The 17,431-nt window shown below is 61.9% G+C and carries 14 protein-coding genes and 1 tRNA gene; 10 read left to right on the top strand and 5 right to left on the bottom strand.

The annotated features are described in order from the left end of the window. Window positions 1–4: 4 nt before the first annotated feature. The 7 genes from ACEW7X_RS05220 (at window position 5) to ACEW7X_RS05190 (ending at window position 9,392) form a co-directional block, all read left to right on the top strand. Complete coding sequence (locus ACEW7X_RS05220) at window positions 5–2,668, top strand: PKD domain-containing protein (protein ID WP_153044150.1); 2,664 nt, start codon at window positions 5–7, stop codon at window positions 2,666–2,668. Between the two features lie 557 nt (window positions 2,669–3,225). After that, the gene (locus tag ACEW7X_RS05215; RefSeq protein ID WP_420177704.1) at window positions 3,226–4,233 is read left to right on the top strand and encodes a 3-oxoacyl-[acyl-carrier-protein] synthase III C-terminal domain-containing protein; all 1,008 of its coding nucleotides are present in this window, start codon (window positions 3,226–3,228) and stop codon (window positions 4,231–4,233) included. Next, window positions 4,230–5,297, top strand: coding sequence for an NAD-dependent epimerase/dehydratase family protein (locus ACEW7X_RS05210; RefSeq protein ID WP_068373846.1), 1,068 nt, complete (start codon window positions 4,230–4,232; stop codon window positions 5,295–5,297). Before ACEW7X_RS05215 ends, ACEW7X_RS05210 begins: the two co-directional genes overlap by 4 nt. Then, window positions 5,290–6,096 carry an MBL fold metallo-hydrolase gene (locus ACEW7X_RS05205; protein WP_420177703.1) on the top strand — a complete coding sequence of 269 codons (807 nt, stop codon included), beginning with the start codon at window positions 5,290–5,292 and terminating at the stop codon, window positions 6,094–6,096. The genes ACEW7X_RS05210 and ACEW7X_RS05205 overlap by 8 nt, the downstream gene beginning before the upstream one ends. A 1-nt stretch (window position 6,097) precedes the next feature. After that, a complete protein-coding gene (locus ACEW7X_RS05200; protein WP_134838203.1) occupies window positions 6,098–7,426 on the top strand; it encodes a F390 synthetase-related protein in 1,329 nt (442 codons plus the stop codon). Continuing rightward, window positions 7,423–8,190 carry a phosphatase PAP2 family protein gene (locus ACEW7X_RS05195; RefSeq protein ID WP_253100960.1) on the top strand — a complete coding sequence of 256 codons (768 nt, stop codon included), beginning with the start codon at window positions 7,423–7,425 and terminating at the stop codon, window positions 8,188–8,190. Before ACEW7X_RS05200 ends, ACEW7X_RS05195 begins: the two co-directional genes overlap by 4 nt. After that, complete coding sequence (locus ACEW7X_RS05190; RefSeq protein ID WP_253100956.1) at window positions 8,187–9,392, top strand: sterol desaturase family protein; 1,206 nt, start codon at window positions 8,187–8,189, stop codon at window positions 9,390–9,392. The genes ACEW7X_RS05195 and ACEW7X_RS05190 overlap by 4 nt, the downstream gene beginning before the upstream one ends. Before the next feature lie 88 nt (window positions 9,393–9,480). Here ACEW7X_RS05190 and ACEW7X_RS05185 read toward each other — a convergent pair whose 3' ends face one another. Both ACEW7X_RS05185 and ACEW7X_RS05180 read right to left on the bottom strand, forming a co-directional pair. Then, on the bottom strand, window positions 9,481–10,716 hold the full coding sequence (locus ACEW7X_RS05185; RefSeq protein WP_253100953.1) for an MFS transporter: 1,236 nt from the start codon (window positions 10,714–10,716) through the stop codon (window positions 9,481–9,483). Window positions 10,717–10,862: 146 nt separating this feature from the next. After that, a complete protein-coding gene (locus tag ACEW7X_RS05180; RefSeq protein WP_415359080.1) occupies window positions 10,863–11,723 on the bottom strand; it encodes an MBL fold metallo-hydrolase in 861 nt (286 codons plus the stop codon). Between the two features lie 472 nt (window positions 11,724–12,195). On the opposite strand from ACEW7X_RS05180, the gene ACEW7X_RS05175 reads away from it, so the two are divergent. Next, on the top strand, window positions 12,196–12,486 hold the full coding sequence (locus ACEW7X_RS05175) for a hypothetical protein (RefSeq protein ID WP_068373869.1): 291 nt from the start codon (window positions 12,196–12,198) through the stop codon (window positions 12,484–12,486). Window positions 12,487–12,502: 16 nt separating this feature from the next. Here the strand turns inward: ACEW7X_RS05175 and ACEW7X_RS05170 are convergent, their stop codons facing one another. Further along, the gene (locus tag ACEW7X_RS05170) at window positions 12,503–13,159 is read right to left on the bottom strand and encodes a TetR/AcrR family transcriptional regulator (protein WP_165390024.1); all 657 of its coding nucleotides are present in this window, start codon (window positions 13,157–13,159) and stop codon (window positions 12,503–12,505) included. Between the two features lie 272 nt (window positions 13,160–13,431). On the opposite strand from ACEW7X_RS05170, the gene alkB reads away from it, so the two are divergent. Beyond that, window positions 13,432–14,079 (top strand): DNA oxidative demethylase AlkB, encoded by a 648-nt coding sequence (gene alkB / locus ACEW7X_RS05165; protein ID WP_420177702.1) that lies wholly within the window; start codon window positions 13,432–13,434, stop codon window positions 14,077–14,079. Window positions 14,080–14,838: 759 nt separating this feature from the next. Here the strand turns inward: alkB and ACEW7X_RS05160 are convergent. Together ACEW7X_RS05160 and purB are read right to left on the bottom strand one after the other, a co-directional pair. Continuing rightward, window positions 14,839–14,914 (bottom strand) — tRNA-Thr (locus ACEW7X_RS05160). A 78-nt stretch (window positions 14,915–14,992) separates the two neighbouring features. Beyond that, window positions 14,993–16,369: an adenylosuccinate lyase gene (gene purB / locus ACEW7X_RS05155; protein WP_257740684.1), complete on the bottom strand. Its 1,377-nt coding sequence runs from the start codon at window positions 16,367–16,369 to the stop codon at window positions 14,993–14,995. A 321-nt stretch (window positions 16,370–16,690) separates the two neighbouring features. Between purB and ACEW7X_RS05150 the strand changes: the two genes are divergently transcribed. Beyond that, window positions 16,691–17,308, top strand: coding sequence for a glutathione S-transferase family protein (locus ACEW7X_RS05150; protein ID WP_068374150.1), 618 nt, complete (start codon window positions 16,691–16,693; stop codon window positions 17,306–17,308). The last annotated feature ends 123 nt before the right edge of the window (window positions 17,309–17,431 follow it).

The following is a 17,431-nucleotide window of genomic DNA, read 5'->3' as shown; positions in this document are numbered from 1 at the left end:
TTCAATGAAACCCACTATCCGCAATCTTGCGTTGAGCCTCGGTGCCGCGCTGGTTCTGGCCGCCTGCGGCGGCGGCAACGGCGCGTCCGACGACTGGACCGGCAGCGACACGAGTGCCACCACGCCGGTCGCCAATGCCGGCACAGCGCAATCCGTGCAGGTTGGCGCAACCGTGACGCTCAATGGCGGCGGCAGCACTGCCGCAACCAGCTACACCTGGACGCTGGTGAGCAAGCCCGAAGGCAGCAATGCCGTCCTGAGCAAGGCAGACAGCGCCACGCCGAGCTTCGTCGCCGACCTCGCCGGCCGCTATGAGCTGGACCTGGTGGTCAGCAACGCATCCGGCAGCAGCAACCATAGCCGCGTGCTCGTTACCGCTGGCAGTACGGAGCCTATCGCCGCAGGCCCCACCGATACCGTCAATGCCCTGGTCAATGGCTGGGCGCAACTAGACGGCAGCGACAGCACGCCGCCGGCAGGGGGCGACGTACAGGGCATGAGCTACAACTGGAGTGTCACCGATCCCAACGGCAAAGCCGTACAGCTTTTCGACGCCTATTCAGCCAAGCCCGGTTTCACCCCGGACATCCCCGGCGTGTACCTGGCACGGCTGGTCGTCACCTACGGCCGCAAGAGCAGCAACGAGTTCGTGATTTCCATTCACGCTTCTCAGGCCAATACACAGCCGGTCGCCTTGGCAGGCGGCCCCTATACGGGCAGCACGGGCCAAGCCATCAAGCTGGACGCCTCGAACAGCTATGATGCGGACGGCGATACCCTGCAATACAGCTGGCGCTTATCGCCCTATCTCGCCAATGGCCCCCAGACCGCCTACGCGAATGTCCAGCTGAAAAACGCCGACACGGCCACCCCGACCTTCTCGGCAGATATTGCTGGCTCCTACAACCTGGACCTGTACGCCTTCGATGGAACGAGCCTCAGCTCGCCCGCACGTGCCACCGTCACCGTGAGCAGTCCTGAAGGCGCCGCCAACACTCCGCCCGTCGCCGTGCTGCGCGACTACTATCCGCTGAATGAAGCGGAGCTGTTGAGCGCCAGCAAAACCAGTTCTGCCTACATCTACTTTTTCAGCGATTCCTATGACAAGGATGGCAATAGTCTGACCTACAAATGGGAATGGGGTGATACGCCGGCTGGCTTCACCCGTCCCGACGTCAGCGGCTACACCGGCCGCAACACCCTGAGCTTCCGTCCGACCACCACTGGCGACGCAACGGGCAGCCCGGTCGAGGGCTACTACACCATGTACCTGACCGTCAATGACGGTCAGGTGGACAGCCAACGCACCTCCCAGACCGTTCACGTACGCAGTGGCGCCAACCGCCGTCCGCAAGCTGTGGTCAGTACCGATACCAGCAGTGTCATGACCGGCATCGAAGCATGGTTCGACGGCACCAAGAGCTCCGACCCGGACGACGGCACCTATGGCATGAAATACCAATGGCGCTGGGCCATGAAACCGGCCAGCAGCCAGGCGGAACTCAAGCACGCCAATGAAGCGCGCGCCAGTTTCGTGCCAGACGTCGCTGGCGCCTATGAAGCGGAGTTGATCGTCTACGACAGTACGGGCACGCCCAGCCGCGCCTCGGAATGGACGGATTATCCGAAGGTCGGCAAAGTGATGGTCAAGGCCAGGAACAATCCCCCTGTGGCGCGTTTCATCGGAACCACGCCTGGTACGCTGGATGAAGAGGCAGGCATCTACCGCTACACCCTGATTACCAACGGCACCAAGGCGCAGGATGGTCTGGCTTGCGACTTCGGCAACCTGGCATCCACCAAGCTGGGCTGGGGCAATACCCTCAAGATGGGTGACGTCGAAAACCTGATCATCCAGGCGACGGCGCTAGACCCCGATGGCGATCAGCTCTACTACCGCCTTTCCGTCGAACAACCGTCTGGCAGCAATATCCAGCCGTCGTTCAGCAATCCGGTCGAGTTCAACCGCATGTCGCTGAAGATCTGCAATATAGACGTTCCGGGAGACTATAAATTCACCCTGCAGGTGTCCGATGGCTCGGAACTGACCGAGGTTCAGCGCTTGGTGGTACGCGTCGAACCAGCACCGGCGGATGCCTCTGCCCTCACACTGGAATCCCTGCGTGTGGAAGGCGCATCCGGCTACGAGGAAGTCGTCGGCGAACAGGACCCCAACAGCTTCAATACGGTGAGCCGTCTCGATGGCCGCACATCTTCGCTGGGCCTTGGCACCTCCCCCAACGACATGGCGGGCAGGCAGGCGTTCTACAACGACTTCAAGAACGGCGGCACCGTGAAGTACTACCGTCTGACGGCTGTCGGCAAGGACTTCCCCATCAGCGATGTCTCGACGAGCGTCAAGCAGTTCATGCCCAGCGATGGCAAGACGCCCGCCCACTACAGCAGTGACTTCGAAAATGCTGCGAACTACCAGCCACGCTTCGAAGGCCTGCCCAATGTCATCAAGGCCGGAGAATCAGTCGTCTTCAAGATGGTCCTGCCCCCGATGCCACCGCAACGCGCAGAAAAACCGGCATTCTGGGACAGTGACCGCAACTTCGATACCTACGACTTCAACTTCTCGTTCTCCAGCACGGAAATCTCGCAGCCGGTTCAGTATGGCGTGCAGGTCTATGTCCCGCTGACAGGTTGGAACTGGGGCAAGTAAGTCCTTCTGCTTCGCAAGGAAGGCGGTCGGGCACGGCCTTCCTTGTGGATAGATCGCCCAGGAGGCGTCACAGCCAGAGTTTCCACAACTTCTGTGAATAACCCTGTTGGCAGACCTCAGATGATGAAAAAAAACGCTGTTATTTCAAGCATCTGGAATTCCCTGCTCAAAAAAGACACAGTCCGGCTCCGGACCGTGTCTTTTTTTCTTGCAATGCACAAATTGTGGAAAAAACACTGTTCATGCGAACAGTTCCTGCAAGCCTTCCCATGAGACTGTGGATATCTTGCAGTGCCTGCATGGATGCCGTCAGGCCTGTGCGCAGCCAAATCCAGTTTACACACACACATTGTGAACAACCCTGGGAACATCCTTTGGGCATTCCGTGAACAATGAGCAAACATGCGGCTTTCCAGGCCGTGAGCAAACATTGCGCAATCCACAGGCAGCTGCATGCACGGAATCTTGGGCGCCGGACATACAATTTGAGATAATTGAGATCGGTCCCGCTGCCCGCTTTTCTTGCCTTGCGGCGACAGCAGGATTAGAAAGCAGGCATGCCAGACCAATCTTCATTCATTACCCCCTTGCCAATGACGTTGATCGCCACCGGCAAGGCCCTCCCCGGCCAGCGCATCACTGCCGCGGAGCTCGATCTCAGGCTGGGACGCCCGCAGGGCTACAGCCTAGCCCAATCCGGCATCCAGTCGCGCCACCTGGCCGATCCCGGGGACGACCAGGCCGTGCTGGCGGCACAGGCCTTGCACGACGCCCTGCGCCAGGGCGATATCGCCCCGGCCTCCATAGACCTGCTGATCAGCGCCAGCGCCATTCCGGTGCAGGCGCTGCCATGTTCGGCCGCCCATGTGCTGGCACAGGCGGGCTTGCCTGACGGCACGCCGGGTTTCGACATCAACGCCAGTTGTGTCGGCTTCATCACTGCCCTGCACACGGCGGCAGCCTTGCTCAATAGCGGCGCCTACCGGCGGATTGCCATTGTCTGCGCCGACCTGGCATCGCGTGGCGTCGACTGGCAGAATCCGAAGTCATCCCTGATCTTTGGTGACGGTGCCGCGTGCGCCATTGTCGAAAAAGGTAACGGGATGCAACGCCTGCTGGGCTTCCGCCAGCACACCCATCCCAGCCATGCCGCGCTTTGCGAAATCCGAGCAGGCGGCACGCGCCGCAATCCGCGCAGCGGCATGGAAGACTCCGATTTCCTGTTCCAGATGCAGGGAACTCGGTTGTTCCGGCAGACTGCGCCATTGATGCAGGCCATGCTGGATGGCCTGCTGTCCGCCGCGCACCTGACACTGGCAGATATTGAGCGGGTGATTCCCCACCAGGCCAGCCACCTGGGCATGTCGCACATGCGCGAGCGCCTGGGCATCGACAACGACAAGCTGGTCGATATCTATGCCACGCACGGCAACCAGGTTGCTGCGTCCCTGCCCACGGCACTGCACGAGGCCCATGGCAGCGGTCGGTTGCCTCGGGGCGCACCAGCTGCGCTGATCGGCACCGGCGCCGGGTTAACGCTGGCCGGCCTGGTCTGGCAACTATGAATACGGCCTCCCCTGCGTCGCCCGCGCTACGTCCCGGCGCGCGCATTCTCGTGACAGGCGCAACCAGCGGCCTGGGGCGCAATGCCGTCCAGTGGCTGTGCCAGCACGGACATGCCGTCCGGGGTACTGGCCGCGACCCCGTTGCGGGCGCCACCCTGGCGGCACAGGGTATCCCGTTCCAGCGCTGCGACCTGGCTGACGCGGGCGCCGCGGAACTGGATACGCTGGTCGCTGGCGTCGAAGCCATCTGGCACTGCGCCGCGCTCTCCTCGCCCTGGGGCCCTGCTCGCGACTTCCGGCGCATCAATGTCGACGCCACCATGGCGCTGGCCCGCGCCGCCATGCGCGCCGGCGTACCGCGCTTCATCCATATATCCACACCGTCGCTCTACTTCGATTTCCAGCACCGCTACGATGTCGACGAAGATTTCCGCGCTGCCCGTTTCGCCAACGAATACGCCCGCAGCAAGCATGAGGCCGAAGTGGCGCTCGCCGCGTTGGCAACAGCGGACAGCCCTACCCGCTTTACCCTGCTGCGTCCGCGCGCGATTTTCGGGCCGCACGACCGCGTCCTGTTGCCGCGCCTGCTCGCGCAACTGAAAGGGGCAGCCGGCGGCACGCTCAAGCTGCCCAGGGGCGGCACCGCTTTGCTGGACATGACCTATGCCGGCAACGTGGTGCACGCCATGGCGCTGGCGACTGCACAAGCCTCGCTGCCCAATGGGCGCGCCTACAACATCAGCAACCACGAGCCCGTGCGGCTTGCCGACATTCTGCACCAGTTGCTGGCAGTCGAACTGAAGCTCCCCATCTCCATTCAATCCGTTCCCTATGGACTGCTCCATGCCGCTGCGGCGGCAATGGAAGCCGCCGCCAGGATCAGCGGACGCGAACCCATGCTGACGCGCTACAGCGTTGGCGCCGTGAATTTCGATATGACGCTGAGCCAGGCGCGCGCCCGCAACGAACTGGGCTATCAGCCCCCCGTCGGTCTGCAGGCGGCTGTCGCATTGACAGCCGCCTGGCTGCGCGGCGCTGATGCCGACGGAGGCATCGGTGGCTGAGCTGCAAACCTACATCGCCGGCTACTGCACACATCCGGCCTGCATGGCCCTGCGCGGTGCCGGATTGCGCATCTGCCGTTTTCCTGCACGCGCGTGGCTGATACGCACACGCCAGCGCCAATGGATCTGGGATACCGGCTATGCCAGCCATTTCCATACCCAGACGCGGCGTGGGCTGATCAGCTTGTACCGGCGTGTCACGCCCGTTCATTTTGATGAGGAAGAAGCGCTGGTGCGCCAGCTTCGGGCCGACGGCGTCACTCCTGGCGAGCTGGATGGCATTCTGCTGTCGCATTTTCATGGCGACCATATTGCCGGGCTACGCGATTTCCCCGGCGTTCCGATTTACTGCTCCGGCACCGGCTGGACTGCCACCCGCCCTTTGCGCGGCTGGGCTGCATTGCGCCAGGCCTACGTTCCAGGCCTGATTCCCGAGGATTTCGAAACGCGCATGCGTGCAGTGGAACAACTGCCCGCCGTGCGCCTGCCGGCCGCCCTGCAACCGTTCGAACAGGGGTGGACGCTGCCCGGCGCGGAGGATGAAGTCTTCATCGTCGCGCTGCCCGGCCACGCCGCCGGGCACCTGGGCGCATTCGTGCAGACTACGGGCGGCTGGACCCTGCTGGCCAGCGACGCTGCCTGGGCACCGGCCAGCTACCGCGACGGCACGCCCCCCTCGCGACTGGCCCATCTCGTCCTGCATGACGTGCCCGCCTACTACGATACCTTGAGACGCCTGGGCGAACTGCATCATGGTGGCCAGGTACGCATCCTGCTCAGCCACGAGGGGGATATCTGACATGGGCCGCTTGCGGGATACCCTGGCAACACTGTGGCACTACCAGCGCGCGCGGCGCCTGCGGTTTTCCAGTCGCACCGCCTTGCTGGCGCACCAGGAACGCCAGTTGCAGCGCTTCCAGCATGAAGTGCTGCGCCATAGTCCTTACTTCAAGCCCTTCATCGGCCTGCCATTGGCGCAATGGCCACTCATGGACAAGGCGCTGATGATGGCCGAGTTCGATCGCATGAATACCGCAAGCCTGCGGCGTGACGAACTGCTGGCATGCGCGCTGAATGCCGAACGCAGCCGAGATTTCTCCCAAATGGCTGGCGCCTACAGCCCCGGCCTGTCTTCCGGCACCTCCGGACGCCGCGGCCTGTTTGTGGCCAGCCCGTCAGAGCGCAACCAATGGGCAGGCACCATCCTTGCCCGCCTGCTGCCGCGCGGCCTGTTCGCCGGTGAACGCGTCGCGCTGTTCCTGCGCGCCGACAATTCGCTGTACCAAGGCGTGAACAGCCGCTGGCTGACGCTGGAGTTCTTCGACCTGTTCCAGCCGCTGGACGGGCAATATGCCCGCCTGGAAACCTATCGCCCGAGCATCATCGTCGCGCCGGCGCAAGTACTGGGCGCGCTCGCCCAGGCGCTGGAGCAAGGCCGGATCGACATTCCGCCGCCCATGGTAATTTCCGTCGCCGAAGTGCTGGAACACCAGGAACGGGAAACCCTGCAGCAACGGTTTCCCCGAGTGGCCGAGGTCTACCAGGCAACCGAGGGTTTCCTGGGCGCGACCTGCGAACATGGCAGCCTGCACCTGAACGAAGAGTTCATCCATATCGAACCGGAATGGCTGGATGAACGGAGATTCCAGCCCATCATTACCGATTTCACCCGGCGGACACAGCCTATCGTGCGCTACCGCCTGGATGACATCCTGACGCTGCGCGCCACGCCCTGCCCATGCGGCCGCCCGACCCTGGCGCTGGAAGCCATCGAAGGCCGACGCGACGACCAATTGCGCTTGCCAGCCCTGAAGGGCGGACATGTCACGCTGTTTGCCGATGTCTGCAGCCGCGTACTGGCCCTGTCCCTGCCGTTGGAGGCAGACTATCGCCTGTGGCAGCACGGGGACACCGCCCTGGCCCTGCATGCGGCCGGTTGCTCGCCCGCCGAGTTGCAACGCTGCCAGGCCGCGCTGACCGGTTTGTTTGAACGCCATGGCGTAGACACGACCAGCCTGCAATGGACGCTGGCCGATGCAGTACCAGCACAGGCCGCACACGAGAAACGCCGCCGCATCCGCCGCTTACGGCATGAGGACACGCCTGCGGCGCAACGGGAGTCGCCATGACAGAACCGGTTCAGGACGTTGGCCATGAAACCCGCCCGGGCGCCCGCACTTTCCGGTTCCTGCCCCTGCTGCGTGGCTGCGGCCCCGGCTGGCTGCCGCAGCGCCTGTGGCTGATGCTGATCGGCTGGGGGGCCATCGGCCTGGCCTACGGCAGTGCCCACTGGCTGCAAGGTGCCGGGCGCTCGCTGCCGGAGCTGCTGCCGGATCGTCTGCTGCCCTTCCATCCGTTGGCAGTCTGGCCTTACCTTTCAATGTTCATCCTGGTGCCGCTGGCCTACCTGCGCTGCCCGCCGCAACGGCAATATGCGCTGGCGGCGGCCATGCAATGCTGCGCCGCTGCCGCCTGGCTGTGCTTTATGTTGTTCCCCACCACACTGGCCGCCTACCCTGCGCCAGACCCGGGCACGATATCAGGCTGGCTGCTGCACGGCCTGATGCAAGTGGACTCCCCCCAGAATTGCCTGCCTTCGCTACATGCCGCACTGACGCTGCTGTGCGTGCACGCGCTGCACCGGGATGGCTCGCAGACGCGTACACGCGCCTACAATCTCGCGCTCTGGCTATGGGGCGGGCTGATTGCCCTATCCATCATCGTCCTGCGCCGCCATCTTTTCATTGACCTGATCGCCGGGCTGTTGCTGGGCCAGGCCGCAGCAATGTATTGCGGCCTGGCTGGCAAGCGCGCGCTGCCGGCTGCAGCAGCGCGCCGGACTGCCCCCTGCCGCTCCGCCAATCATCCTGCCCAACGGGAGACACTGCAATGAACGCATTGGCCCTGCCCATCGCCTTCATGCTCTTTATTGTGCTGGCGGAAGCCTGCTGGCTGCATTGGCGCCGCAGCGCCGACCATGACTGGCGCGATACGATCTTCAACCTCAATTCCGGGCACATCGTGCTCTGGCTGTTCCGCGGCATGGAAGTCGCACTGTTCGGCTGGATTGCCAGCCATGCCAGCCTGGACTGGTTCACCCGCATGCCCGTGGCACTGCAATGGACGGCAGGCATCCTGGCCTGGGATTTCTGCTTCTACTGGCTGCACCGGCTGCACCACCGCTACCGCCTGCTCTGGGCTGTCCATGTCGTGCATCATCAGGGTGAAAAATTCAACCTGTCCCTGGGCGTGCGCAACTCCTGGTATTCCTCGCTGACCTCCATCCCGTTCTTCCTGATCCTGGCATTGCTGGGCATGCCGGTGGAAATGTTCGTGGCTATTTCAACGCTGCACTACTCCATCCAGCTCTTTAACCACAATGCCGTCACGCCACGGCTGGGCTGGCTGGAATATCTGCTGGTAACGCCCAATCACCATCGCGTGCACCATGGCACCCACGAGCGCTACATCGACAAAAACTTCGGCGGCAGCTTCATTTTCTGGGACAAGCTGTTTGGCACGTTCGAACGCGTTCATACAGATGCCCCGCTGAGCTATGGCGTCACTGGCATGGCGCCTTCAGAAAACCCCTTTCGCGCCAGCAATGACCCCGTGCTGCGCTACCTGGGCCTGAAACCCGCCAATGCGCCATCCCCGCGCAGCACTGCCCCGGCGTGGCTGGTCGCCAGCGGCGGCATCATCCTGTTCTGCGTGGTGGTGGCCTATGTCTGGTCCGAGGGGCAGTGGCCCTCGTGGTGGAGCCAGGCCGCGCTGTTCCTGCTGCTGGCCTGCGGCACGATCGCCCTGGGTGGAATGTCCGAGGGACGCCGCTGGGGCTGGCGTTGCTGGCCCCTCATCTGCCTGCTGGTTCCCGCAGCGCTGGCAGGTGCCGTACTGCCAGGCAAGACACTGACATGGCTGGCGCTATCCGTGCCGCTGGCCGCGCATGGCCTGCTGGCCTGCGCGTACCGCTATCGTGCGCTGCGCTTGGGCCGCACCAGCCTGCCGGCTTCCGGGCAACTTACCGTGCAGCCGGATTTGCCTGTGAATACCGGAACTATGCGCGGCCCCGCCAACGCAGCTCAGCGGCCCTAGCCCGGCGGGCCGCTATGCAGGGTGCAAGAAGCACCAGAGGCATAAAAGTCACAAAAGGCGCGAGGACTGCCGGGCCCCCCATGCCGTCTCAGGCCGCAGCTCCTGCGCCCGTCCGGCGCAACCAGAACAATGCGATCAGCCATGCTCCCGCCATCAGGCAGACCAAGACGGAAAATGGCCAGGTCGAGGACATTTCATACAGCGTCGTGCTGGCGATCGGGGCGATGATGGCCGCCGTCCCTTGCGTGGCGGCCACCAGACCAGCGACTGCCCCTTGGTGCTGCCGGTCGACACTGACAGACGCACCAGACATGAAACCCGGAAAAATCATGCCAGCCCCGCAGCCAATGAAGGCATAGGCCAGGTAATAGGCCTGCATGCTGCGGGTCAGCAGCAGCACCAGCAGGCCCACCGCCACCAGCGGCGCCCCCACAGCGACCAGCCGGCGCGGCTGCCACTGCAGAAAACGTATCTGAACAAACTGGGTAAGCATCAATACCACACCCACCAGCGTCAGCGCCCCGGCCAGAACACGCGCAGTACTGCCCGCGCTCAGCCCGAGATGGTCCTGGAAATAGAAACCGGCAGTGATCTGCAAACTCACGATGCAGAGCATGTTGATCAGGCCAACCAGCAGCCAGGGCAGGATGCGGGCGTCCAGCGGGCTCAGACGAGGGCCGTCCACATGGCTGCGCGGCGGTGCAGCAGGCAACACCCGGCGCACGACGAACCAGGCAAACAGCGGCAGCACGGTTGCCAGCACCATGGGCCAGATCAGGCCAAAAATTGCCAGCGTACCCGCCAATGCCGGTCCGAGAACCATGCCCACGCCATTGGCGGCCCCGATCACGGCCATACCGCTGCTGCGCTCCTCGGGCGTGGTGATGTCAGCCATATACGCCTGCGCGCCGGTCGGCACAGCAGGCAGGAAAGCGCCTACGAAGGCCCGCCCTGCCAGCAACAGGATAAACAGCGCCATGCCACCGACGACGCCATATAGCCCCAGACCGATGATGACGGTATAGACGAGGTAGCTGCCGCACAGGCCCGCAAACCCAGCCAGAATCACGGCCTTGCGGCCCAGCGCATCACTGCGCCGCCCCCACCATGCACCACACAGCGCCATGACGACTGACCCAACCGACACCATCCAGCCCCCCTGGCTTTCACTCAGTCCCAACTCGCGGATCAGGGGCGCCAGGATGGGCAGGATGATCGTCACGCCCAGCGTCGACAGGCTGACGCTCAGGAAAATGGTCAAGCGCACCAGGCGCTTGTCTGGAATAGCGATGGCGCCGGCCTGTGCCGCGTCCGGTTGGTTCATGGTGCATCCTGGTTGATGAAAATGGAACTTATTCCAACCGGGATTCTAGATCGTATCTGCAAACTGACCTATGGCGCAATGCCAGATGTTTCCAGCCTTGCCCAGACGGTGCAACACCGGCCGCTCTCCCCGCCTGGCCACCTGGCTCAGAACTGGTCCAGCGGCAACTTCAGGTAGCGCACGCCATTTTCCTCAGGTTCCGGCAAGCGGCCGGCACGGACATTGACCTGAACGGAGGGCAGTATCAGCCTGGGCATGGGCAGGGTGCGGTCGCGGTCGGTACGCATGCGCACAAAATCTGCTTCACTGATGCCATCGTGCACGTGAATATTGCCTGTCCGCTGTTCTGCCACCGTCGTCACCCAGCGCGGCTCGACGCCCTCTGCCGGGTAATCGTGGCACAGGTGCAGGCGTGTTTCGGGCGGCAAGGAAAGCACCCGGCGGATGGATCGGTACAGCGTGGCGGCATCGCCGCCGGGAAAATCGCAGCGCGCAGTGCCGTAGTCCGGCATGAACAGCGTATCGCCCACAAAAGCATCACGGCCGATGATATAGGTCAGGCATGCCGGCGTATGGCCGGGCGTATGCATGACGCGCACCGTCAGCCGGCCCAGCGAAAAAGCTTCGTCATCGTCAAAGAGACGATCGAACTCCCTGCCGTCCGTCGAAAGATCGCTCAGGTGATAAATCCCCTTGAAAACGTGCTGCACGTCCTGGATATGGCTGCCTATACCGATCTCGCCGCCAGCATGGGCCTTCAGGTAGGGGGCAGCCGACAGATGATCCGCATGCGCGTGGGTCTCAAGCAGCCACTGCAAGCGCCAGCCGCGAGACCGCAGTAGCGCCAGTATGCGGTCGGCGCTCTGGTGTGAAATCCTTCCAGCTGCGGCATCGAAATTCAGCACGCTGTCGATGACCGCCGCCTGACCTGTATCCGGATCCGCGACGATATGCGTCACCGTCGCGGTGTCTGCGTCATAGAAGGATTCGATGAGCGCGTCTTTCATGAACGACCTCTTAATTACCTATGGTAATAACAGAAAAAACTTATGCTATATGGTAAACCGTTTTGCCGCTGCCAGGAACACCCGCCACGCTCCCCGCGCCCTTGCTCATCCTCCCTGCCCCGCGCGCGAGGATGACATTTTGCGACAGATAAAAATGAGTCCCCACGCTGCACCTTCGGCTGAACTGCCCCCAAGGAGTGTTTTTGTCTTGAACGGCCCGGCGACAAAAAATTTCTCTGCACAAAAACCCTTACCGACTGAAAAGTCGGTATAAAATCACCGCATGCTGACGGTTGCTGTAGCCAGTGCGATATCCATCGTCCGGCCATATGACTCCCATGGCAGCCGCCTCTTCCATGAGCCCTGAATACTGAAGCTACGCAGGCTTTCCGTTTTCTTTTCGTGCCATTCCGCCATGTCTACGACGACGACTCCCGCTACAGACCGTCAGTGCACCGCCAGGATCTGCCTCATGCATCTCATGCAGGCGGCGGTGTTTGTCATGCTGCTGACTGCCTCCAGCGCCTGGAGTATCCGCACGCTGCTCTACCAAACGGCAGGCTGGAGCGAACTGGCGGCGATGGTGATCGCTATCTGCGCAACCCTGTGTGTGGTCTGGCTGTTTGCCGGCAAAATCCGACGCGCCCTGTTGCTGTGGATGGTATGTGCCACGGCATTTCTGGCCTGGTATCAATTCGTTCCGCAGACAGTGCTGATCCAGCCCTGGGCGGAGGAAACCGTCCTGCAGACGCCCGTCGTCTGAACACAGGCAAAGCCACCTAGGCTTTTTCCGCTCCGGGCGCCTGTTTGGGACGCAGGCTGTCCAGCATCAATTGTTTGTGGGCCTTGCGAACTGCATCCAGCGATTCCGTGCAATCGGTATCCGCATGGATCAATTGCCATATGGCGCAATAGATCGCCGGCGAGAAGGCAATGGCAAAACAATCGGTCAATGCGCTGGTGCGCAGACTGCCATCGGACGTGCACTGGTTGATGATGCACTGCTGCTCTTCAATATGGCGCAGCAGGTCCGTCCGCCATTTCTGCATCAGCTGCGGCACCCGCCCGCTTTCGGATACCACCAGACGCAACACCGCCAGGGCCTTGGGGTCGCCAATCGTGCAGTAGATTTCATCCATGTACTCGTCGACCACCTGTTCCAGCGTGCGGCCATCCTGACGCAGCCAGACCTCATTGGGAAAGTCAGGAGCCAGGATTTTTTCCAGCAGCGCTTCGAAGATGGCTTCCTTGCCCGAGAAGTGAGCATATAGCCCCGCCTTGGACATGCCTACGCGCTTGGCAATGTTTTCCATGCGCGCCGCCCCAAAGCCGTGGTCGGAAAACTCCACCAGCGCGGCGTCGAGAATTTGCTCGATCCGCACGGCAGGCGACAACCTGACGCGCTTGCGGGGGCGGTCATCGGTAGTTTTTGGCATGGCGAACGGCATTCCCTGAACAGCAAGACATCATAAGGCTTCGATTATACGGCCCGCCCTGTTCCACCCAGTTACAAACACCTTCAAAGTTATACACAGTTTGCAAGTTACCCACAATCACTGTGAATAAACCTGTTGGCAGATGGGGGATATACGGGAAAACACTAATTCTTACAAAGCCTTGTCATTCTTTGGTCAGAAACAGTGCAATTTTGCAGCCCTGCCAGCCTGCTGCAACCCCTTGGACAATCCATCCACGCTAGCATAACGCCATGACCGCAGACCTTTTTCCCGACCTGCACGTCGGCCAGCGCGACCGCCTGGGGCCGGGTGCCATCGTGTTGCGCGGCTATGCGCTGGCACGGGCTGAAACCCTGCTCGCCGACCTGGTCGCCATCGAGCAACAAGCCGCCTTCCGCCATATGGAAACGCCTGGCGGATTTACCATGTCGGTGGCGCTCACCAACTGCGGCCGCTACGGCTGGACCAGCGATCGCCAGGGATACCGTTACACACGCACCGACCCGGCCAATGGCCGTGAGTGGCCTTCCATGCCTGCCAGTTTCTCCAAGCTGGCGCACGAAGCAGCCACCGAAGCCGGCTTCCCTGGTTTCCAGCCGGATGCCTGCCTGGTCAACCGTTATGTTCCCGGCGCGCGCCTGGCCTTGCACCAGGACAAGAACGAACGCGACGCCAGCGCACCCATCGTTTCGGTATCTCTGGGCATGAGCGCTACCTTTCTGTTCGGCGGCCTGCTCCGCTCCGATCCCACCGCTCGTATCACCCTGCTGCACGGCGATGTGGTGGTCTGGGGCGGCCCCGACCGGATGCGCTATCACGGCATTTTGCCGCTCAAGGGCGACCCACACCCGCTGCTAGGCGCCCAGCGCCTGAACTTCACCTTGCGCAAAGCTGCCTGAGACAAGACCGGACCGGCGCAAACCCCGATGGGCAATGTTCCTGCCCAAGCCAGCTGTGTGCCGCCTCGCCCATCCATCCGAAGCGCCAGCTTGGGGACAGTTACCCACAACAAATGTGAATAAGCATGTTGGCACTTGTGGGACAGGGCAAAAACTCCCAATGATTACAATGAGATGAAACACATTGATCAATCATTGACCAGATAGTGTTTTCCGGCCTGTTTTCCGCTTCCCGGACCAGCAAAGCCAGGCTTTCCACAGGCAATCTCCCCCTGCAACAGACTATCGCCGCCACAAAGGCCTGCCACACCCGCCGCCTAGTCCTTTTTTTCCATTTACCCACAGCAACTGTGAATAAGCCTGTTGGCACTCTTTGAACACATCAATAAGTGCCATAAAAATCAAATAGATAGAAGAAAATGATCACTTATTGATCAAAATGAAGAAACCGTCAGGCATTATCCGGTAACTAGCGGCCAGGCACAGCCCGTCCTCACAAACAGATGGCTGCCGTAGCCTTGGCTTCAAAACGTCCGAGCCATACCTGGGAAAGGCATGCTGGCATCCCCGCGCTACAAACCAGCTACGGCCAGCGCTGAACACGCAAGCGCACAAGGGGAATACTGGAAGGAGAAAAACGCGCAGGACGCAATCAAGCCTTGCAGCACCAGGACATCAACACTGAGCAGTCTGCGCGGCTCCGCTCCAACAGCAGCGAACGAAAAAAGGCCCAGTTCATTGAACTGGGCCTTTTCATTTTGGTGCCGGTGAGAAGAGTCGAACTCCCGACCTTCGCATTACGAATGCGCTGCTCTACCAACTGAGCTACACCGGCGAAACCTGTACTGCGATAAGAATTAAATTATAGCACGTAAATTCAAACACAGCACAAGTGGCCTGCGAGAAAAAATTATCACAGGTCGCGTGCCAAGCTGACGGCCATACCCAGGTAGCTGCGGGGCGTCATGTCGAGCAAGCGGGCCTTGGGTTCGTCAGGCAGGGCCAGGCCGGAGATGAATTCACGCAACGCTTCCTGGGTAATGCCCTTGCCACGCGTCAGCGCCTTGAGCTGCTCATAGGGCTGCGGCAGGCCATAGCGGCGCATCACGGTCTGCACCGGCTCGGCCAGCACTTCCCAGCAGGCGTCGATATCGGCGTCGATGGCGGCAGAATTGACTTCCAGCTTGTCCAGGCCGCGCAGGCAGGCGTCATAGGCCACCAATGCATAACCGAAGGCCACGCCCAGGTTGCGCAGCACGGTAGAGTCCGTCAGGTCACGCTGCCAGCGCGACACCGGCAGCTTTTCCGACAGGTGGCGCAGCATGGCATTGGCCAGGCCGATGTTGCCTTCGGAATTCTCGAAGTCGATGGGATTGACCTTGTGCGGCATCGTCGAGGAACCGACTTCGCCTTCCTTCAGGCGCTGCTTGAAATAACCCAGCGAAACATAGCCCCAGATGTCGCGGTCCAGGTCGAGGATGATGGTGTTGGCACGGGCCACGGCGTCGAACAGTTCGGCCATCCAGTCATGCGGCTCGATCTGGATCGTGTGGCGGTTCTGCGTCAGGCCCAGGTCGCCCAGCACGCGTGCGCTGAAGGCAGGCCATTCGATTTCGGGATAGGCCGAGTAATGGGCGTTGTAATTGCCGGTAGCGCCATTGAGCTTGGCCAAGGGCTGCACCTTGGCGACATTGTCGATGGCACGACGCAGACGGGCCGCGACGTTGGCAAACTCCTTGCCCAGTGTCGTAGGGCTGGCAGGCTGGCCGTGGGTACGGGCCAGCAGCGGTTGTTCCGCGTGCGTGGCAGCCAGGGCCGCCAGCTTGGCGTAGACCTTTTCCAGGGCAGGCAGCAACACCTGCTCGCGGGCGCGGGTCAGCATCAGCGCGTGCGAGGTGTTGTTGATGTCTTCGGACGTACAAGCGAAGTGAATGAACTCTGCGGCACGGTCCAGTTCCTCATCCCCGGCCACTTGTTCCTTCAGCCAGTATTCCACCGCCTTCACGTCGTGATTCGTGGTGCGTTCGATAGCCTTGATGCGCGCGGCATCGGCTTCGCTGAAGTTTTCCACCAAGGCCAGCAGGCGCTGGCGGGCACGATCGGAAAAGCGTGGCAGCTCGGGCAGGCCGGCTTCGGACAGACCGATCAGCCAGGCGATCTCAACTTCCACCCGATGGGCCATGAAGCCAGCTTCGGACAACAGGCCACGCAGGGCATCGCCCCGGCCGGCGTAGCGCCCGTCAAGCGGCGACAGGGCATTGAGGGAACTGATCTGATCGGCGATTTGCATGATTTCTGACAAAAAAACAACAATTTGCGAAGTCTTGGATTCTAGCATCCGGAAACCGTGCACGGCCGGGCTACACTCCCGTGGAGCCGCTCTATGGCATGATTTCGCCGCATCGGCTGCTTGCCGCATCCGGCCAGCTCCGGGAACATCACGCTTTGTTCCGGATAGCACGCAGTTAACTGCCGCTCAAGCCGGCATGCTGCCCGCCGCCATGGAAACATGGCCCCCCGCTCCGGACACATGATGTCTTGGCAGGGTACGTCTGGTGATTTACCGCACTGGGATATACTGCCACCGCATTTGCCTGATCACGTCGCTTTCATGAAACTGTTAGGTTCGCTGAACAACCCCTTCGTACGTAAAGTACGGATCGTCCTCGCCGAGAAGAAACTCAACGTCCAGCTGGACGTCGAGGATGCCCCGACCGGCTCAATATCGGTACGAACCTACAACCCGCTGGGCAAGACGCCCTGCCTGGTCATGGAGGATGACGCCGCCCTCTTCGATTCGCGCGTCATTGTCGAATACCTCGATACCCTCTCGCCTGTCGGCCGCCTGATTCCGCCTTCGGGGCGCGAACGCGCCGCCGCCAAGGGCTGGGAAGCACTGGCGGACGGCCTGCTCGATGCCTGCCGTACCATCCAGGAAGAACGCGCCCGCCCCGAAGCCCTGCGCAGCGAGGACATCGTCGCCAGGCAAATCGAAACCGTGCACGCGGCCCTCGAAGTCATGAACCAGCAACTGGGCGAGCAGACCTTCTGCATGGGCGTGAATTTCAGCCTGGCCGATATCGCCGTGGGCTGCGCGCTGTGCCATCTGGACCAGGAATTCCCCGAGCTGGACTGGCGTGCGAGCCACGCCAACCTGTTGCGCCTGCACGAAAAGCTGCTGGCCCGCCCTTCGTTTGCCGAGAACCTGCAGCAAAGCGCCCAGCAGTAAAGCGACCCGGTCGGCGCCTCCAGCCGACCACAGGCTGCCGGCAGTGCCAGCCTTCGCACCGTTGCATTTGGCCTGCAGAGCCTCCATGAAAAAACAGCGTCCTGGCTCTCCGGCCAGGACGCT

It is taken from the genome of Kerstersia gyiorum (genome assembly GCF_048595715.1).
Classification (GTDB): domain Bacteria; phylum Pseudomonadota; class Gammaproteobacteria; order Burkholderiales; family Burkholderiaceae_B; genus Kerstersia; species Kerstersia gyiorum.
This window is presented reverse-complemented; position numbering and strand designations above follow the sequence as displayed.